Here is a 16,886-nt window from a genome sequence, read left to right on the forward strand (position 1 = left end):
AGGCCTCTCGTTCGACCGGCCTCACCTGCGGAAAGTATAGGAACTCAGAGCCGCAACTGCGTACCAGTATGTCCGATTCGACGCCCAGTCGTCGGCGGTTTCTCGAACTCGGGGGAGCCGCGCTCGCCGCCAGCCTCGCGGGGTGTAGCGCGTCTGCTCCCGGACAGGACGCGACCACCACCGAGTCCGACACCGGGACGACGACCGCGACAGACCCCGAATCCGGGTCCGACAGCGTGTACACCGAGGTGTACAGGAACGCGGTCGACTCGGTCGTGATGGTCCGAGCCGACCAGGGGCAGGGAACCGGGTTCGCGTTCGACGACTCGCACGTCGTCACCAACGCCCACGTCGTCGGCGACGCCGAGTCGGTGAACGTCCGGTTCGCGCAGGGCGAGTGGAGCGAGGGCGAGGTCGTCGGCACCGACGCCCACAGCGACCTCGCGGCGGTCGAGGTCGGAACGACGCCGTCGTCTGCAAGCGCGCTCCCGTTCGCCGAGGCCGACCCGGCCATCGGTCAGGAGGTCGTCGCCATCGGCAACCCCTACGACCTGAACGGCTCGCTCACGACCGGGGTCGTGAGCGGCACCGACCGGTCGATTCCGGCCCCGACGGGCTACCGAATCCCCGACGCGGTCCAGACCGACGCCGCGGTCAACCCCGGCAACAGCGGCGGCCCGCTGATGTCGGTCGACGGCCGGGTCGTCGCGGTCATCAACTCCGGCGGCGGCGACAACATCGGGTTCGGCATCTCGTCGGCGCTCACCCGGCGGGTCGTCCCACGGCTCATCGAGACGGGCGAGTACGAACACTCCTTCGTGGGCGTCTCCTTCACCAACGTCACGCCGACCATCGCGGAGGCAAACGACCTCGACGAGCCGCGGGGACTCATCGTGACCCGCGTCGTGGAGGGCGGCCCCAGCGAGGGAGTGCTCCGGGCGGGCGAGACCGAGACGGTCGACGGAAGGCGCGTCCCCGTCGGCGGCGACGTGTTGCTCGCCATCGGCGACGCGGAACTCGAAACGTCGGAGGACCTCGGGAGCTACCTCGCGCTCCGGACGCGACCGGGCGAGACGGTCGAACTCACCGTCCTCCGGGACGCGAGCGAGCGGACCGTGGAACTCGAACTCGGCTCGCGGCCCGAGAATCCGGGCGCGTGAGGGCGGGACGTGACCGCGGAGCCGGACCTCCGCTCGTGACGACGCGCCGGGTGCCCGGAAGGACGCAGTGACCGTGGCGGCGCGCGAGCGTCCCGGCCTATCTCAGAGCCACTCGTCGGCCCACTCAGCTATCTCGTCGAAGACGGGACACAGCGACGCGCCCTTCTCCGTGAGGCTGTAGTAGGTCGCGACCGGCGCGTCCTCCTCCAGTCGCCGGGTCACGAACTCCATCTCCTGGAGGTCGTCGAGTACGCGCGAGAGGGTCCGGGAACTCGCGCCGGTCGAGCGCTTGAGTTCGTTGAACCGCTTTTCACCCTCTTGAAGGTCGTGGAGTACGATGAGCCGCCACTGGGAGCCGATCTGTTCGAGGGAATCGACCACCGAGCACGCCCCCTCGTTGTGTTCTTTCACCGTCTGCTGGTCGCTCGTCGCCATCGTCGGCGGTAGTCGCCGCGGCCGGATATAGGTTCCTCTTCGAATCAGGTAACGATGTGAAACCGCAGTCGGCCCCCGGTGGGGGTCGACCCTCGCGGGTCCCGGCCGGTACGGGCCAGTACATTCCAGTACAAAACAGTACGAACCAGTACGCCCCGCCCTCTGGCGATTCCGGGCGGTCGACCCGTCCGTCCGACCGACCCGGGTCACCACCGGTCGGTCCTCGGCGCGACCGATGACGCGAGCGTCACCCGGTGGCGCTCGCGTCGGCGAGCGCCTAAGGGGGTCGGGAGCGTAGCGGATGGCGGGACGCAATCGGCTCGCCGGGGCGGCCGCGTCCAGCGGACGCGGCCGCCCCGGCGAGGCCGTCTCACTCACCGACCATGACACCACACGCACGACGGGTCCACCGCGCGACCGCCGCGTCCGGGACCCCGCCCCGACTCGAAGACGACCGCGAGCGCATCGAGTCCCGACCGACCCCTCCCGAATCCCTCGACTCCGCGAGGACCGCCCCCGAATCGCTCGACCCCGCGGAGGTGAACTGAGATGGCCGGACCCCACCAGGACCAACCGCTCGCGACGGCCGGTACCGACCCGGCCGACGCCGACGCCGGGGCCGTGATGGTCCACGGTCGCGGCGCGAGCGCGCGGGGAATCCTCGGGATGGCCGGGGAGTTCGGCGTCGAGGGCGTCGCCTACGTCGCCCCGCAGGCCCGCAGGGGGACGTGGTACCCCAACTCGTTCACGGCCCCGATGGACTCGAACGAACCCGGACTGTCGTCGGGCCTGCGGGCGGTCGCCGACGCGGTCGAGACGCTGAACGACGCGGGAATCCCGACCGACCGGGTCCTCCTGCTCGGGTTCTCGCAGGGGGCCTGCCTCGCCAGCGAGTTCGTCGCGCGCAACGCCCGGCGGTACGGCGGTCTCGCGGCGTACAGCGGCGGCGTCATCGGCCCCGAGGGGACGCCCCGCGACTACGAGGGGTCGCTGGACGGGACGCCGGTCTTCCTTGGGTGTAGCGACCGCGACCCTCACATCCCCCTCGAACGAGTCCACGAGACCGCCGCGGTGTTCGAGGAACTGGGCGGCAACGTGACCGAGCGCATCTACGAGGGGATGGGCCACACCGTCAACGAAGACGAGATCGAGTTCGTGGCCGACATGCTCGCCGACCTCGTCGACTGACCCGGAACCCGGCGACGCCGTCGCCCGCAGAAACGCTTATTCCGGTACGCGTCATAGCCTGCATGGCAGAAATCGGACTTCTACATGAGTGGGGATACAAATCCAGCGTCGGCCGCGAGGGGGGTCGTCGTCCCGATAATCGACGCGGCGAGTAGCGTCGCCTGCCTCCGGTCGCTCGGGCGACGCGGTGTTCCGACCGTCGCGATCTCCGAGGACCCGGCGATGCCGGGCCTCGGTTCGAAGTACTGCACCGAGCGGGTCACGACGCCCGACCCGGCCGTCGATCTGGACGCCTACGCCGAAGCGTTGCTCTCGCTGGCCGACCGCGACGACGTTCGGACCGTCGTCCCGGTCCGCGAGGAGGACGTGTACGTGCTGGCCAGACACCGCGAGGCGTTCGCCGAGCGCGTGGGAACGCCGTGGCCCGACCTCGACACCCTGCGTTCGGTCCAGGACCGCGTCGAACTCTTCGACGCCGCCCGGACTGCGGGCGTGGCCGCGCCCGAGACCGCGACCGTCGACGAGTGGACCGACTGGGACCGCGAGGTCATCGTCAAGCCCCGGTACACGGTCCACGCCGAGGAGTACCTCGACGTGGCCGAGAGCCACGGCCAGTCGCACTCGACCACCTTCGTCGCGCCCGGCGAGACGCCCGACCGCGACGAACTGGTCGCCGAGATGGGCCACGTCCCACTCGTTCAGGAGTACGTCCCGGACTCCGACGAGTACGGCTTCTTCGCGCTCTACGACGAGGGCGAGGCGGTCGCGACCTTCCAGCACCGCCAGCGCCGGGGCTACAAGTACTCGGGGGGACCGAGCGCGTACCGCGAGTCGGTCGACATCCCCGAACTCGACGCGGCGGGACGGGCGCTACTCGACGAACTCGACTGGCACGGCCTCGCGATGGTCGAGTTCCTCCGGAATCCCGAGACCGGCCAGTTCGAACTCATGGAGGTCAATCCCCGGTTCTGGACTTCGTTGCCGTTCACCGTCCGGGCGGGCGTCGATTTCCCCTACTACTACTGGCGACAGGCGGCCGGACACACTCTGGACGCCGAACCGGAGTACGCGGTCGGCATCGCGGGACACCTCCTCCGGGGCGAACTCCTCTACCTCCACAGCATCCTGTTCGAGGACTATCCGCTGGTCGAACGACCCTCGTTTCTCCGGGGACTGGCCGACGTGGTGACGTCCACCGCGCGCCACCCGCGGTTCGACTATCTGGACGCCGACGACCCGAAGCCGTTCGTCAGGGACCTCCGGAACGTGGTCGTCGGGGCGTCGAAGGAGTGGCGGATGGAGTGGCCCGCGTGGAAACTGGTGGGGGAGTGACAGAGGAGACACTCGATTAGCAGGGGTTTTCCTGCTGGATACGAACGCTACCCATTCCGTCGATATCGAGACGCGTCAAGTCCCCGGAGTACGGAAACTCTACTGAGGGGCGTAGACTTCCGCCCGGGTCAAGTGTTCCACGGGTACGAGATACTCGTTGTCCGTTTTCCAACTCCAACTGGCCTGATACCGCGATGTCGTACGTAATCGGCTTCGATCCGGTCTCTGTCGCATAAATCGTGATTTGGTTATCAAGGGGACACCAGCCGTCCGATTGACCTTCTGATTCCCGTGGGTCGCTATCTGTACTATCGGTGGTTCCTGACTCGCTACCACAGGCTACTGTACTTGGGTCTTGGGTAGTCTGTAGCCTGCTGGCGGCCTGTTCACTACCATCCACATAAATCGTGTACTGATTTGCCCATTGTTCGGGAACACTGAATGCGATGATGTCACCAGAGAAAGCGTAGCAATCCCATCCGCCTTGTGTCGCTCCGTGAACGCGACATCCCGATCCATCAATGTCGTCTTCGGGGTCGCGTATATCAGACCGGTCTGGATTTATAGGGGCCTGCCGAGGTTGAGCACTCTTTTCGAGTGTTCCTGAAACTGCGAATTGATACGGATAACCTCGGTCGCTTGGCGCACCTATACAGATTTCGTGTGTCTGTTGCCGTTTGTCTGCAGCTACCGACTTTGTGATCGTCCCAAGTGCACTCGCACCGCCAACGGCTTGCAGGAGTTTCCGTCGGTTCATGCCCCATCACTCCAACGAACCGCACCACATGATCTGCCCGTCCGTTGTACTATGTGTCTCATTAATATCCCCTCTCAGTGAATATTCTCCGTGCTCCTCTTGGGAGTTCGATTTCGGCCGTCATCCCTGTACTACGAAACCCCCATCCCCTGCTACAATGGCATAGTTGATAAATTGGCATTTCTGTTGTTCTTTCGGGGTTCCATTTCGGATAGGGGAACGAACAAGCCGATTGAGATATGATTCGCAGGAGAATCATGGGCCGAAGCGGATTCGAACCTCGCCGAGACGGTCCGGGCGTGCGGCGCAAGCGCCGTTCCGGGCGTGCGACTCGTCTGGTTCGAATCCTTCCGAAGCCCATTCGACGGCGCAGGCTCCTCGCTCCGCTCGTCGCGTTGCGCCGTCAGAAGTGGGTCGGGGCGGGTTCTCACCAAAGCAAGACGTTCCGGGATGCTCGCTTCGCTGCGCTTCCGGGCGTGCGACTTGCAGGGTTCGAATCCGCCGCGCCGAACGGATTTCCTGCTCACGGCGAAGCGAGCGCCTCGTGCGAGGCGCTCGCGGCGTAGTTCGCAGGAAAATCATGGGTCGGGGCGGATTCGAACCGCCGACCTGCTCCGTGTGAAGGAGCTGTCATAACCGGACTAGACTACCGACCCGCGCACTCCGACCTTCCTCCTTCCCGGACTTAAGACTTACTTTACGGTCGAAAAGGACGGGGCGGCCTCACACCCGGTCGCGGGCCTGCCGTAGCGCGCGTCGGGCGCGTCGCTCGACCTCGTGTTCGCGGGCCTTCAGTTGCGCGCGCCACTTCTCGGCGCGGGTCGATTCCTTCCTCTCGCGGCCAGTCGCGGCCCGGACGCGGCGTTCGACTGGGTCGAGTTCCTCGCGGAGACCGCGCGAGAGGTGCTCACCGGCGCGCCGTGCGTAGTACCACGCGTCTCGGAAGTGCTTGTTCATCTCGTTCTCACCTCATCGTGTTCTTATGCAAAGGTCAGATATAGGCTTTGTCCCCGCGGCGGCGGCGGAACGCTCCCCGAGCGGGCGGCCAAACGCCTTCGCTCCCCGCTCGCGCCGCGTGTCAAAAGCGGTTTATCGGCAGGCGGTCACAGTTCGGGTATGTTCACGCGGCTCTCGATACCGACGCCGTTCCAGATCGGCCCGGTCAACGCCTACCTCTCCGGGGCGACGCTGGTCGACCCCGGACCGGGAAGCGAGGAGGCGTGGGCCGCCCTGCTCGATGGCCTCGAAGCCCGCGGGCTGGGACCGGCCGACGTCGAGCAGGTGCTGGTGACCCACCCCCACCCCGACCACTTCGGACTCGCGCGCCGTCTGCGCGAAGAGGGCGCGCGGGTGGTCGCCAGCCCGACGACCGCCGCGATAATCGCCGACTTCGAGGCCCGACTCGACCACGAGCAGTCGTTCTTCGTCGACTTCTTCGAGCGCCACGGGATGGCCCGCTCGACCGCCGAGACGGTCACGGACCTCCCCGAGTCGTTCCTCTCGGTCGCGCCGAGCGTCGAGACCGACGCGGAACTCGACGACGGCGAGACCGTCGAGGTGGACGGCCTCGACCTCACAGCGGAGTCCGTCGCTGGCCACGCCCCCGGCGAGACCATCTTCACCTTCGAGACCGACGGCGGCGAGCGCGCCCTCGTCGGCGATCAGGTGCTGGCCGACATCACGCCCAACCCCCTGCTCCAGCCGCCCGCAGAGGGCGAGGGCGGCGAGGAGCGACCGCGGGTCCTCCCGGCGTTCAATCGCTCGCTCGAACGCCTCCGAGCCCGGGAGTTCGACCGCCTCCTGCCGGGCCACCGCGAGGAGATAGAGGACCCGAGCGCGCGCATCGCCGAGATTCTGGCGGCCCACGACGAGCGCACCGAGAACGTGAAGACGCTGGTCGACGGTCCCACGACCGCGTTCGAGGTGATGGAGGGGCTGTTCGACGACCTGCCAGCCACCGAGTACTTCTCGGCGATGAGCGAGGCGGTCGGCCACCTCGACGTGCTCGAAGCCCGCGGCGAGGTCGAACCCCGCGAGCGCGGCGGTCTCGTCGTCTACGAGGAGGTGACGGCGTGAACGACCTCCAGCCCGCGGCGCTCGGCGAGACCGAGGCCGACCTCGTTATCTCTGGCGGCCGGGTCTTCCTGCCGGAACTCCGGGAGTTCCAGGCCCGCGACGTGGTCGTCGTCGACGACCGCGTCGCCGCGCTCCCCGAAAGCGCCGACCCCGTCATCGGCGACGACACGCGGGTCATCACCGCCAGCGACCGCGTGGTCGCGCCGGGCTTCGTCGACGCCCACACCCACCTCGACCTCCACCAGACGTTCGAGAGCGCGTACCACTACGCGGTCGAGCACGGCACCACCTCCGTGGTCTCGGAGGTTACGGGCTACGGCCCGGCGTTCGGCGCGGAGGGCGTCGAGCAACTGCTCGCCGCCACGTCATACCTCCCCGTCAGGGTCCGGGTGACCGTCCCGCCCCAGCCCCTGCTCGACACCTTCGAACCCCGGCGGGCCGACGACGAGGAGGCGCAGGCCCTCGCCGACCTGCTGGCCGACGACCGGGTGGTCGGCGTGGGCGAGACCGACTGGATTCACGCGGTCGGCCGGGATACGCCCGCCGAACTGCTCTACGAGCGCGCCCGCGAGGAGGGCAAGACCGTCTCGGGCCACGCCGCGGGGTGTTCGGGCGAGAAGCTCGCGGCCTTCGCCACGATAATCGACGACGACCACGAGGCCATCTCGGGCGAGGGGATAATCGAGCGCGTCGAGAACGGCATCCACGCCATCGGCCGGTACGGCTCCATCCGCGACGACATGGAGGCCGTCGGCGACGCCTACCCCGAAGTCGACGCCGCCGAACTCTCGCTCTCGTCCGACGGCATGTGGCCCGGCGACCTCATCGACGTGGGCTACATGGACGCGGTGGTCAGGCGCGCCATCGAGGAGGGCGTCGAACCCGTCGACGCCCTCCGGATGGCGACGCTCAACCCCGCTCGCCACTTCGGGCTCGACCGCGAGGGCGTCGGCTCGCTCTCGCCGGGGAGCGTCGCCGACGTGGTCCTCATCGACGACCTCGAAGAGGTCACCGTCTCGACCGTCGTCAGCGGCGGCGAGGTCGTCTACAACAAGGGCGAGTCGACGGTCGCCCCCCGGACCCACGAGTACCCCGACCGGTTCTACGACTCGGTGAACGTCTCAACCGACCCCGCGGAGTTCCGGGTGCCCGCCGACGCCGCGAGCGACGGCGAGGTCCGGGCAATCGAGTATCAGGGCGGCCTGCTCTCTGGCGAGACGACCGTCTCCCCCGCGGTCGAGGGTGACGAACTCCTCGCCGACCCGGACCGCGATGTCCTGAAGGTGACTCTGCTCGACCGCCACCCGGAGGGGGACGTCTCCGCGAGCGAAGCGAGCGGAGGCTCGTCGGACGAGTCCGACGGTGGAACCGGGTTCACCGGCTTCTTCACGGGCTACGGCCTCGACCGCGGTGCGGTCGCCACCAGCGTCACTTGGGAGACCACCGGCGTGGTCGCGGTCGGCGCGTCCGACGAGACGATGCGCGCCGCGGTCGCGCGCGTCGAGGAGATGGGCGGCGGCTGGGCCGTCGTGGACGAGGTCTCCGCGAGCGAAGCGAGCGGCGGCCCCTCGGGCGAGCGAAGCGGGTCCGACGGCGGCGAGGTCGTCGCGGAGCTCCCGACCCGGGTCGGGGGCATCTGCTCGGACCTCGAAGTCGAGGAGACCGCGAAGCTCTACAGCGCGGTCGGGAACGCCCTCGGGCGACTCGGGGCGGACGTCGAGCGACCGATGCTGGCGGTCCAGACGCTCACGTTCCCGGGGGTCCCGACGCTCAAACTCTCGTTTTCGGGCTACGCCGACATCCCGAACCGCGAGATCGTGGGGCTGGAACCCTAGTCCTCTCGCTCGCTCTCGGCACCGCCTTCGGATTCGCGCTCGCCCTCGTCGCGCCGACCCTCCGGGTGCTCGCGGATGGTCCGAATCTGCTCGTAGGGGAAGAAGTTCCGTCCCGTCTCGCGGGTCAGCCACACGCCCGACTCGTAGAAGTCGAGTTCGGTGCCCTCGACCGGCGAGGTCACCTGACGCTCGCCGCCACGGACCCGGTTGCCCTGCTCGGCGGTCCGGACGAGGTACACGGAGTAGACGTTCTCGGACATGACACCGGCGGTTCGACGCGGCCGACGAAAAGCGTAGTGGGCGCGCCGGTCACTTCGACCGAGACAGCGAGAGCCGACCTCGCGTCGGCTCTCGCTCGGTTTCGGCGGTCGCCTTCGCCCGGCGGTCCCGCAGGCGGCCGACGGCGAGACCGAGGCCGATCAGCACGACGAGCGCGACGACCATTCGCGTCTTCTCCTGGGTCGGTGTCACCTCGGACTCAGTATTGGTCGACGACTCGCCGGACGACCCGCCGGACCCGAGCGACAGCGACGACCCCGCCGACTCGCGGGGGTTGACGGTCCAACTGAAGTCCGAATCGTGGAAGTGTATCTCGAGGATTCCCATATGATGGACTTCGCCGAGCGCGAACTTAGCGGTTGGGGCGGAACCGAAAGCGACAGACGCTCCCGCTCCGAGTCGTGACGTTCATTACCACGGGATGGCGTTGTGGTGGTATGGACGGCACACAGCGGGCGTTTCTCGACAATCTGCTAACCACACCGAGCCCGTCCGGGTTCGAGGCCGAGGTCCAGCGCGTCTGGGTCGACTACGTCTCGGCGTTCGCCGACGAGGTACGAACCGACGAGTACGGCAACGCTGTCGCCGTAATCGAGGGCGGCGACCCCGCGGTCGCGTTCGCGGGCCACGCCGACGAGATCGGCCTGATGGTCAACGGCATCGACGAGGACGGCTTCGTCCGGCTCTCGCGCGTCGGCGGCTCGGACCCCACCGTCTCGAAGGGCCAGCACGTCGAAATCCACGCCGAGGGCGGTGCGGTCCCGGGCGTGGTCGGGCAGACCGCCATCCACCTCCGGGACACCGACGCCGACGAGGTCGAAGATGTCGCCGAACAGCACGTCGACATCGGAGTCGAGACCGAGGCCGAGGCCCGCGAGCTCGTGGACGTGGGCGACCCCATCACCTTCGACACCCCCGTCAGGGAGTTGCAGGGGAGCCGGATGGCGGCCCGCGGCATGGACAACCGCGTGGGTATCTGGGTCGCCGCCGAGGCGGCCCGCCGCGCGGCCGAGTCCGACGTCGACGCCACGGTGTACGCGGTCAGCACGGTCCAGGAGGAACTCGGCAAGCAGGGCGCGAAGATGGTCGGATTCGACCTCGACGCCGACGCCGCGGTGGCGGTCGACGTGACCCACGCGGTCGACAGCCCCGACCTGAGCAAGGAGCGCGACCAGCACGGCGAGATCGAACTCGGCGGCGGCCCGGTGGTCGCTCGCGGGTCGTCGAACCATCCCGAGGTCGTCGCCCTCGTCCGCGAGGCCGCCGACGAGGTCGATCTCCCGGTCCAGTTGCAGGCCGCAGGCCGGGCGACCGGCACGGACGCCGATGCCTTCTACACCTCTCAGGGCGGCATCCCGTCGCTGAACCTCGGCCTGCCGAACCGATACATGCACACTCCGGTCGAGGTCATCGACACCGCTGACCTCGACGCGGCAGCCGACCTGCTCGCGGCCTTCGCGGAGCGGTCGGCCGGACGCGACGGATTCGGAGTCGACGTTTGAGCCCGACCGGCGGCTACCCGGCCGCGTTCCCGGCGTAAACGTCGCCCAGAACACTTTTCCACGGTTTTGACGTACTGGTGACCGTGGGGGACCTATGAGTACGAACTTGACACGAGTAGCCCGACGAGCGACCGGAGAATCGAACGACGACGCCGGGGATACCCCGATACAGGGGGCGGTCAGGGCCGTGACGGAACGGACCCGCAGAGGGTCGTCCGGCGGCCGTCACGGACGGCTGTCCGGGACGTACGTCGTCATCGATGTGGGTCAAGTCGTCGGTTCGCTCCTCGGGGGCCGCGGGGAGACGACCGGCGTCGCGGAGACGGCCGCCGAACTGATTCCCGAAGCCGAACCGATGTCCGAAACCGGAGGGCGTCGAGGCGGTCGGGGCCGCGGGGTGTTGCCCCGACTCTTCGTGCTCGGGGCCGTCGTCGGTCTCGGCTACGCGCTCCGGGGACGCTCCGATTCGGCCGACGAAATTGTCACGCGGGCGACCGAAAGAACCCGGCAGGTGGCCGGGACGACCGCCCAGCGGACGGCCACCGTCACCGGAACCGCGGCCGAGCGAATCCAAGAGGGGAGCGAACGGGTCGCCGAACAGATTCAGGAGGGTGGCGAGCAGGCCGCAGAGCGCGTCGAGGAGAGCGGCGAGCAGGCGGCCGAGCAGATTCAGGAGGGCGGCGAGCGGACCGCAGACCAGATGGAGGAGGCGGCCGAAACCGCGACGGAGGCCGAAAGTTCCGGTGAGGATTCGGGCGACTCCGAAAGCGGCGAGACGGACGAGGAGTGAGTCGGGGGAGTATCACGTTCTCCGTGAGACACTGCCTTCCCGAACTATATACTCACATATAAGATTCTAAAATTTTTATAGTGTCGGGGAGAACTATCTCTCGATGGGTGTCTCTCAGGAGCAACGGTACGCGAACTTCAACCTCTACGACATCTTCGCCAATTTTCTTCCCGGTGCAGTGCTCGTAATCGGTCTGCTCTTCCCCTACGTCGGAATCGACGGACTATTCGTCGAAGTGGAAGTCGGCAGTCTGCTGGTCCTCCTCGTCTCCTCGTTCGCCGTCGGACTGTTCGTTCAAGCACTCGGGGGAATCGTGCAGTCGTCCGGTCAGGACTTCGCGAATCATATCAAGAAGGTCGATGAGCGAGCCGATTCAAGCGGCAAAACCGGCACTCCCGAACCGAAGTCGGAAATCAACATCAGTACGCTGGACGCGTACTTCATCGAGACCTTCAGAGCCGAATTCGGTCTCGAATCGGATTTCACGGACTGGAACAGGCTACACAAACTGATACTCGCGAAACTCGAAGCGACTTCCAGGACGCGAGCGCTCCGCCTGCAGGCGCTGTATCTCTCGATGCGTGGTATGGCCGCGACGATGGTTCTGCTGGCGAGCTGGTTCGGAATCTACGCGATACTCACCGCTGTCGACGTGTTTCCGACCGCGATTCCGTTCTGGACGTTCCCCTATCTCGTCGCCGTTTCGCTCGTCACCGCAGGGATATTCTCCAATCGCGGGAGCGAGTTCAGCAGGGACGTCGCGAAGTACATGGTCATCGAGTACTACCTCGAAGTCATCAGCCAGCAGGACCGAGAGGTCGAACTCGACTTCTTGGACGAAACGACTCAGGGAGCAACCGATTCCGAGTCGGACGGCCCCGCTGGCGCGGACGCGAACGATAACGTAGACGACCAGTTTACCGCGGCAGAGAAAGAGTTGCTCGACTCGACGATGGCACCGTCCACGGGTGACGGGGAATGAGTCTTTGCGAACCCCGACCGACTGCGGGTGGAAACGAAACGGAGCGAGTCGCGAACGGATGGCACGGGATTATCAGGGACAGGATTATGACGCCGGTAGATGAGGAAAAGTTTATACAACGAGTGGTAGTAAGTCCGGATTGGACCCGAGACAGCAACCAGAGAGACCCGTCTGCTGAACGAGGGAGTAGCGTATGAGTGCATTACACGAGAGTTCGCTCGTCCACCACAACGGTACGAGTGCAGGGGAAGTCGCCGATTTGCTATCGAATCACGCGGCCCTCGTGACCGAAGGCGAAGACGGTAGTTACACTGTCTTCTTCAAAGAGCCGTTCGAGGAACTACCGCCGCGCAAGCGAGTCGCCACCGCGCTGTTCCTCCAGCGCGTCAGAGCGGAACTCGAATCCGAGTCGGCGTGGTTGACTCCGAGCGAGCTCACGCAGTGGCTCGACCTCCCCATGGGTGTGGTCTATCCCGCTTTACGTCACCTCGAACGGCAATCCGTAGTGGAGAACCGAAACGGCCTCTATCGCATCCCCGGGACGGAGTTCTCGAAACTGAAGCGCGTCCTCCGGGAGTAGGTCTCGTCGTCCCACCTCCTCTCACTCGGCCGCCGACACCCCGCCGCCCGTGTCGTACTCGTAGTCGTCGCCGATCTCCTCCAGCACGCGTTCGTGGAATTCCCGGAGGACGGCGCTCTCGTCCTCGGCCAGCACCACGTCGCTGGCCATCAGAGTTGCGAGACCGAACGCCTTCGGTGAGGGGGAGTCTACCCGGTTCTGGACCACCTCGATCTCCGCGGCCCGAACGTCGGCCAGCACCGCCTCGATGGCCGAGATCGCGAGCTTGTCCTCGATTATCTCCCGATACGTCTCCTCGATGACCGCGAAGTCCTCTAGGTCCTCGGCGAACCCGAGTAGCATCTCGCTGGAGACCTGTTGCTCGCTTGCCGACTTCTCGTAGCCCTTGTAGCGCTTGAGTATCATCAGCGACCGGGTGGCGTTGATGCGGAAGTACCGCTGGAGGAGTTCGGTGCCCGACAGCGCCGCCCGGAGGTCGCTCCGAACGTCCCCCGGGGAGATATCCCGCAGGATTTCGGCCACGTCGACCTTCCGATTGAGCGGCATCGACACCGTAAAGCCGTTGTCGGCGACCGCGACCGAGACGTTGGTGTTGGCGGCGTTGGCACACCGGTAGGCCACCACCCGCGAGAGGCCGTCGTTGAACTTCCGGCCGTAGTTCGAGTGGACGTAGTAGTGGCGCTCGTACTCCTCGCGGTCGAGTTCGACCTCGACCGCGAGCCGCGAGTCGGTGCTGACGCTCTCGGGTCCGGCGTACCGGACCTGCTCGTCGAACATCCGGGCGATGGCCCGGACGCTGTTCTCGTCGAGCGGGAACTCCCGGAGCCACACCCTGACCGCGGGCCTACCCCGCTTGCGGAAGCGTTCGAGGAGGTCGCTCTGGAATTCGAGGATGCTCCTGCCGAGGTCGTACGAGAGGGGCAGGCGCTCGGAGAACCACGAGGGGACCGTGGGCCGGGCGCTCGTCCGGTCGGCGTACACCTTCGACCCCCGGCGATACCGGAACTCGAAGTTCTGGCCGCCGAGGACGAACACGTCGCCCTTCTCCAGGGTGTCGAGATAGGACTCGTCGAGGTCGCCGACCCACTCGTCGTCGGCGCGGGTGAACACGTCGCAGGTGAACGAGTCCGGAATCGTGCCGATGTTGGTCATGTAGATGACCCGCGCGAGCCTGCCGCGCTTGCCGAGCAGGGGTTCGCCCACCTCGTACTCGGGGTAGTGGTACTCGCCGTCGGGCGGGTCGTTCTCGTCGCGCCATATCTTCGCGTAGACGTTCTTGTCTTCGAGCCCCTCGTAGTCCGAGGTGAGGTACCGAAAGAGGGTCTCGAACTGGTCGTCGGAGAAGTTCCGGTAGGGGTAGGCCCGCCGCAACGTCTCGCGGACCTCGCGTTCGGGGCGCACGTCGTTTATCGCCATCCCGTAGACGTGCTGGGCCGCCACGTCGTAGGCCTCCTCGGGGACGAACACGCGGTCGACGAACCCCTCTTTTGCCTTCTTGAGCATCACGGCGCACTCGACGAGTTCGTCGCGGTCGAGGGCGATGACGCGGCCGGTGACGGTCTGGCCGAGCTGGTGGCCCGCCCGCCCCACGCGCTGGAGGAGCGAGGCCACCGACTTGGGCGAGCCCACCTGCACCACGAGGTCGACGTGGGGCATGTCGATGCCGAGTTCGAGGCTCGTGGAGGTCGTCACCACGTCGAGGCTCCCGTCCTTGAGGTCGGCCTCGATGGACTGGCGGGCCTCCTTCGAGAGGCTCCCGTGGTGACACCCCGAGTTGTCCTCGTCGTAGGCGTCGTAGCCCTCCCGGAGATTGTGGAGGACGCGCTCGGCCCCCGACCGGGTGTTCGTGAACACGAGGGTGTTGGTGTGGTCCCCCACGAGGTCGTGGAGTTGGTCGTAGAACCGCTCGTTGACCACCTCGCGGGGCGTGTGGACGAGGTCGTCGGTGGGGCACTGCAACTCGATGTCGAACTCCCGGACGAACCGGGTGTCGACGATTTCGCAGTCGCGGGGCGGTCGGGGCGGGCGCTCGCCCGCCCCGACCGGTTCGTCGGCTCCATCCGCTTTGCCCGACCGCCGACCCACGAGGAACTCCGCGATGTCTTCCAGCGGTTCCACGGTCGCCGAACACCCGATGCGGGTCGGCGGCGACTCGACCACGTTCTCCAGTCGCTCCAGACTCACCGCGAGGTGGGTGCCCCGCTTGCCGTCGGCGAGGCTGTGTATCTCGTCGACGACGACGTACTCGACGGTCTTCAGCTTCTCCTTGAACTTCGGGGAGTTCAGCAGGATGGCCAGCGTCTCTGGCGTCGTGTTGAGGATGTGGGGCGTCTCCTCCAGCATCTTGCGGCGCTCGCTGTCGTCGGTGTCGCCGTGCCGGATGGCGTGTCGAATCTCGGGGTCGCCGTCGGCCCGCTCGGCGATGCCCGAGAGTGGGACCGCCAGATTCCGGTGGATGTCGTTGGCCAGCGACTTGAGCGGCGAGACGTAGAGGCAGTACACGGAGTTGTCCAGCCCGTCGTCCTGCTCGCGTTCTCGCCGGAACAGTTCGTTGAGGATGGCCGTGAACGACGCCAGCGTCTTCCCGCTCCCGGTCGGCGACGCCACGAGGGCGTTGGTCCGGTCCCGGACGAGCGGGATGGCCTCCTTCTGGGGCGGGGTGAAGAAACCGCCGTTCTCGGGGACGTACTCGCCGAACTCGGAGACCCACCACTCCCTGACCTCGGGTTCGAGCGACTCCAGTACCTCGGCGTCGTCGAGTTCGACGGTATCGGGGTCGAAGTCGTACTCTCCGCGCGCCAGCAGCTCGCGCGCTCCCATTTGGCCCTCCTTGGGACCGGGCGCACAAGACGGTTTGGCTCGTAGAGTGAAAGTGAAATCGGGCGCGTTCTTTGCGTCCGGCGCGCCTCGCGCGAGGCGCGCCGGACGGAACGCTCGGTAGTCGCATTCGGCTGCGCCTCCCGGATTGGTCGGCCCGGTGGTCGGGAGTATTCACCACTAGATTCGATATTTAAAACTTTGCCACGTAGCGAACGTGTATTCGGCCGCTGGAAGACAACTATCCCGGTTCTGATGGTGAGTTCCGGAACCACCGTTAATATAAACCCGACCCGACCAGACTGGTTTGTTTCGCCCCGCCTCAGACCCCGATTCCGAGCCCCGCGAGGAGCATCCACCCACCCAACGCCGCGAGGACGACGCCGACCGGAATCCGCCACAGGCCGACCGTCCGCGAGCGCACGAGCTCGTCCTGCGGGCGGTCCGAGACGAGGAACATCGGTTCGGCGCGCTCGTCGGCCTTCCGTATCTCCATGTGCTCGGGGCGAGTCGGGGCCTCCCAGTCGTCGCGGGGGTGGACCGTGCCGTAGACGTACGCCTCCTCGCTGGGTTTCAGGAGGTGCTGGTGGTACTTGCGGTCGCCGTGTTGCTGGCCCCAGTCGAGCGCCTCGATGAGCGGCTGGCTCGACGCGCCCGGGGTCGCGTCGGAGGCGAGGAACTCCCGGACGGGTTCGGGCGGGTCGTCGGGCCCGCCGACCTCGATGGTCTCCTCGGCGTGTTCGTCGATGTCGAACTCCGCGCCCTCCGGCCGGACGGTGATGGTCCCAGTCTCGTCCTCGACCTCGAACGCCGAGACCGAGACGGTCCCGCTCCCAACGGTCTCCCAGCCGGAGTGCTTGCCGCTCTCGTCCCACTCCTCTATCTCCCACTCGGCGGCGAGACACGACTCCTCGGTGAACGGCGCGCGCAGGGTCTCGCCGTCGATTGCGTTGGCGGTGCCGGTAATCTCGGCGGGACCGAGGTCGAGGTGCCAGACGTCGTCGGTGGGCGTGTTCTCCATCAGCTTTCGCTGTCTGTGGAGCGTCCACCCGCGGTAGCAGAACCACGCACCGACGCCGACCGCGGCGAGCGCGAGGACGCCCCACGGGAGGGATTCGGAGGGCATGTTCGACCTCGGATATGTATCCCGGGA

The 16,886-nt window shown here is 66.9% G+C and carries 16 protein-coding genes and 1 tRNA gene; 10 read left to right on the top strand and 7 right to left on the bottom strand.

Annotation, left to right across the window (positions count from 1 at the left end):
• Positions 1-68 precede the first annotated feature (68 nt).
• Entirely contained in the window at positions 69-1,160 is a 1,092-nt protein-coding gene (locus NGM10_RS13950; RefSeq protein ID WP_253479729.1) for a S1C family serine protease, read from the top strand.
• Between the two features lie 102 nt (positions 1,161-1,262).
• Here the strand turns inward: NGM10_RS13950 and NGM10_RS13955 are convergent, their stop codons facing one another.
• Complete coding sequence (locus NGM10_RS13955; RefSeq protein WP_253479732.1) at positions 1,263-1,595, bottom strand: winged helix-turn-helix transcriptional regulator; 333 nt, start codon at positions 1,593-1,595, stop codon at positions 1,263-1,265.
• Positions 1,596-1,978: 383 nt separating this feature from the next.
• On the opposite strand from NGM10_RS13955, the gene NGM10_RS13960 reads away from it, so the two are divergent.
• From NGM10_RS13960 to NGM10_RS13970, 3 genes are all read left to right on the top strand, one after another.
• On the top strand, positions 1,979-2,143 hold the full coding sequence (locus NGM10_RS13960) for a hypothetical protein (RefSeq protein WP_253479733.1): 165 nt from the start codon (positions 1,979-1,981) through the stop codon (positions 2,141-2,143).
• Between the two features lies 1 nt (position 2,144).
• On the top strand, positions 2,145-2,783 hold the full coding sequence (locus NGM10_RS13965; protein WP_253479734.1) for an alpha/beta hydrolase: 639 nt from the start codon (positions 2,145-2,147) through the stop codon (positions 2,781-2,783).
• Positions 2,784-2,867: 84 nt separating this feature from the next.
• A complete protein-coding gene (locus NGM10_RS13970) occupies positions 2,868-4,115 on the top strand; it encodes a carboxylate--amine ligase (protein ID WP_253479735.1) in 1,248 nt (415 codons plus the stop codon).
• 1,338 nt (positions 4,116-5,453) lie between these two features.
• On the opposite strand, the gene NGM10_RS13975 is transcribed toward NGM10_RS13970, so the two are convergent.
• Together NGM10_RS13975 and NGM10_RS13980 are read right to left on the bottom strand one after the other, a co-directional pair.
• Positions 5,454-5,528, bottom strand: a tRNA-Val gene (locus NGM10_RS13975).
• 67 nt (positions 5,529-5,595) lie between these two features.
• Positions 5,596-5,829, bottom strand: coding sequence for a DUF7553 family protein (locus NGM10_RS13980; RefSeq protein ID WP_253479736.1), 234 nt, complete (start codon positions 5,827-5,829; stop codon positions 5,596-5,598).
• A gap of 159 nt (positions 5,830-5,988) precedes the next feature.
• Here NGM10_RS13980 and NGM10_RS13985 point away from each other — a divergent pair, with 159 nt between their 5' ends.
• Together NGM10_RS13985 and NGM10_RS13990 are read left to right on the top strand one after the other, a co-directional pair.
• Entirely contained in the window at positions 5,989-6,948 is a 960-nt protein-coding gene (locus tag NGM10_RS13985; protein ID WP_253479737.1) for an MBL fold metallo-hydrolase, read from the top strand.
• Entirely contained in the window at positions 6,945-8,783 is a 1,839-nt protein-coding gene (locus NGM10_RS13990; RefSeq protein ID WP_253479738.1) for an adenine deaminase C-terminal domain-containing protein, read from the top strand. Before NGM10_RS13985 ends, NGM10_RS13990 begins: the two co-directional genes overlap by 4 nt.
• Here the strand turns inward: NGM10_RS13990 and NGM10_RS13995 are convergent.
• Both NGM10_RS13995 and NGM10_RS14000 read right to left on the bottom strand, forming a co-directional pair.
• Positions 8,780-9,043: a hypothetical protein gene (locus NGM10_RS13995; protein ID WP_253479739.1), complete on the bottom strand. Its 264-nt coding sequence runs from the start codon at positions 9,041-9,043 to the stop codon at positions 8,780-8,782. The genes NGM10_RS13990 and NGM10_RS13995 overlap by 4 nt on opposite strands.
• A 49-nt stretch (positions 9,044-9,092) precedes the next feature.
• Entirely contained in the window at positions 9,093-9,389 is a 297-nt protein-coding gene (locus NGM10_RS14000) for a hypothetical protein (RefSeq protein WP_253479740.1), read from the bottom strand.
• Positions 9,390-9,499: 110 nt separating this feature from the next.
• Between NGM10_RS14000 and NGM10_RS14005 the strand changes: the two genes are divergently transcribed.
• The 4 genes from NGM10_RS14005 to NGM10_RS14020 all read left to right on the top strand — a co-directional run bounded on the left by NGM10_RS14005 (position 9,500) and on the right by NGM10_RS14020 (position 12,916).
• Complete coding sequence (locus NGM10_RS14005; protein ID WP_253479743.1) at positions 9,500-10,564, top strand: M20/M25/M40 family metallo-hydrolase; 1,065 nt, start codon at positions 9,500-9,502, stop codon at positions 10,562-10,564.
• 94 nt (positions 10,565-10,658) lie between these two features.
• Entirely contained in the window at positions 10,659-11,354 is a 696-nt protein-coding gene (locus NGM10_RS14010; RefSeq protein ID WP_253479744.1) for a hypothetical protein, read from the top strand.
• 103 nt (positions 11,355-11,457) lie between these two features.
• Positions 11,458-12,336 (top strand): hypothetical protein, encoded by an 879-nt coding sequence (locus NGM10_RS14015; protein ID WP_253479746.1) that lies wholly within the window; start codon positions 11,458-11,460, stop codon positions 12,334-12,336.
• Positions 12,337-12,529: 193 nt separating this feature from the next.
• Complete coding sequence (locus tag NGM10_RS14020) at positions 12,530-12,916, top strand: hypothetical protein (protein WP_253479747.1); 387 nt, start codon at positions 12,530-12,532, stop codon at positions 12,914-12,916.
• A 21-nt stretch (positions 12,917-12,937) separates the two neighbouring features.
• On the opposite strand, the gene NGM10_RS14025 is transcribed toward NGM10_RS14020, so the two are convergent.
• The gene (locus tag NGM10_RS14025; RefSeq protein WP_253479749.1) at positions 12,938-15,736 is read right to left on the bottom strand and encodes an ATP-dependent helicase; all 2,799 of its coding nucleotides are present in this window, start codon (positions 15,734-15,736) and stop codon (positions 12,938-12,940) included.
• A gap of 319 nt (positions 15,737-16,055) precedes the next feature.
• Positions 16,056-16,859, bottom strand: coding sequence for a GIDE domain-containing protein (locus NGM10_RS14030; RefSeq protein ID WP_253479751.1), 804 nt, complete (start codon positions 16,857-16,859; stop codon positions 16,056-16,058).
• Positions 16,860-16,886 lie beyond the last annotated feature (27 nt).

This window comes from Halorussus salilacus (assembly GCF_024138125.1).
Classification (GTDB): Archaea; Halobacteriota; Halobacteria; order Halobacteriales; family Haladaptataceae; genus Halorussus; species Halorussus salilacus.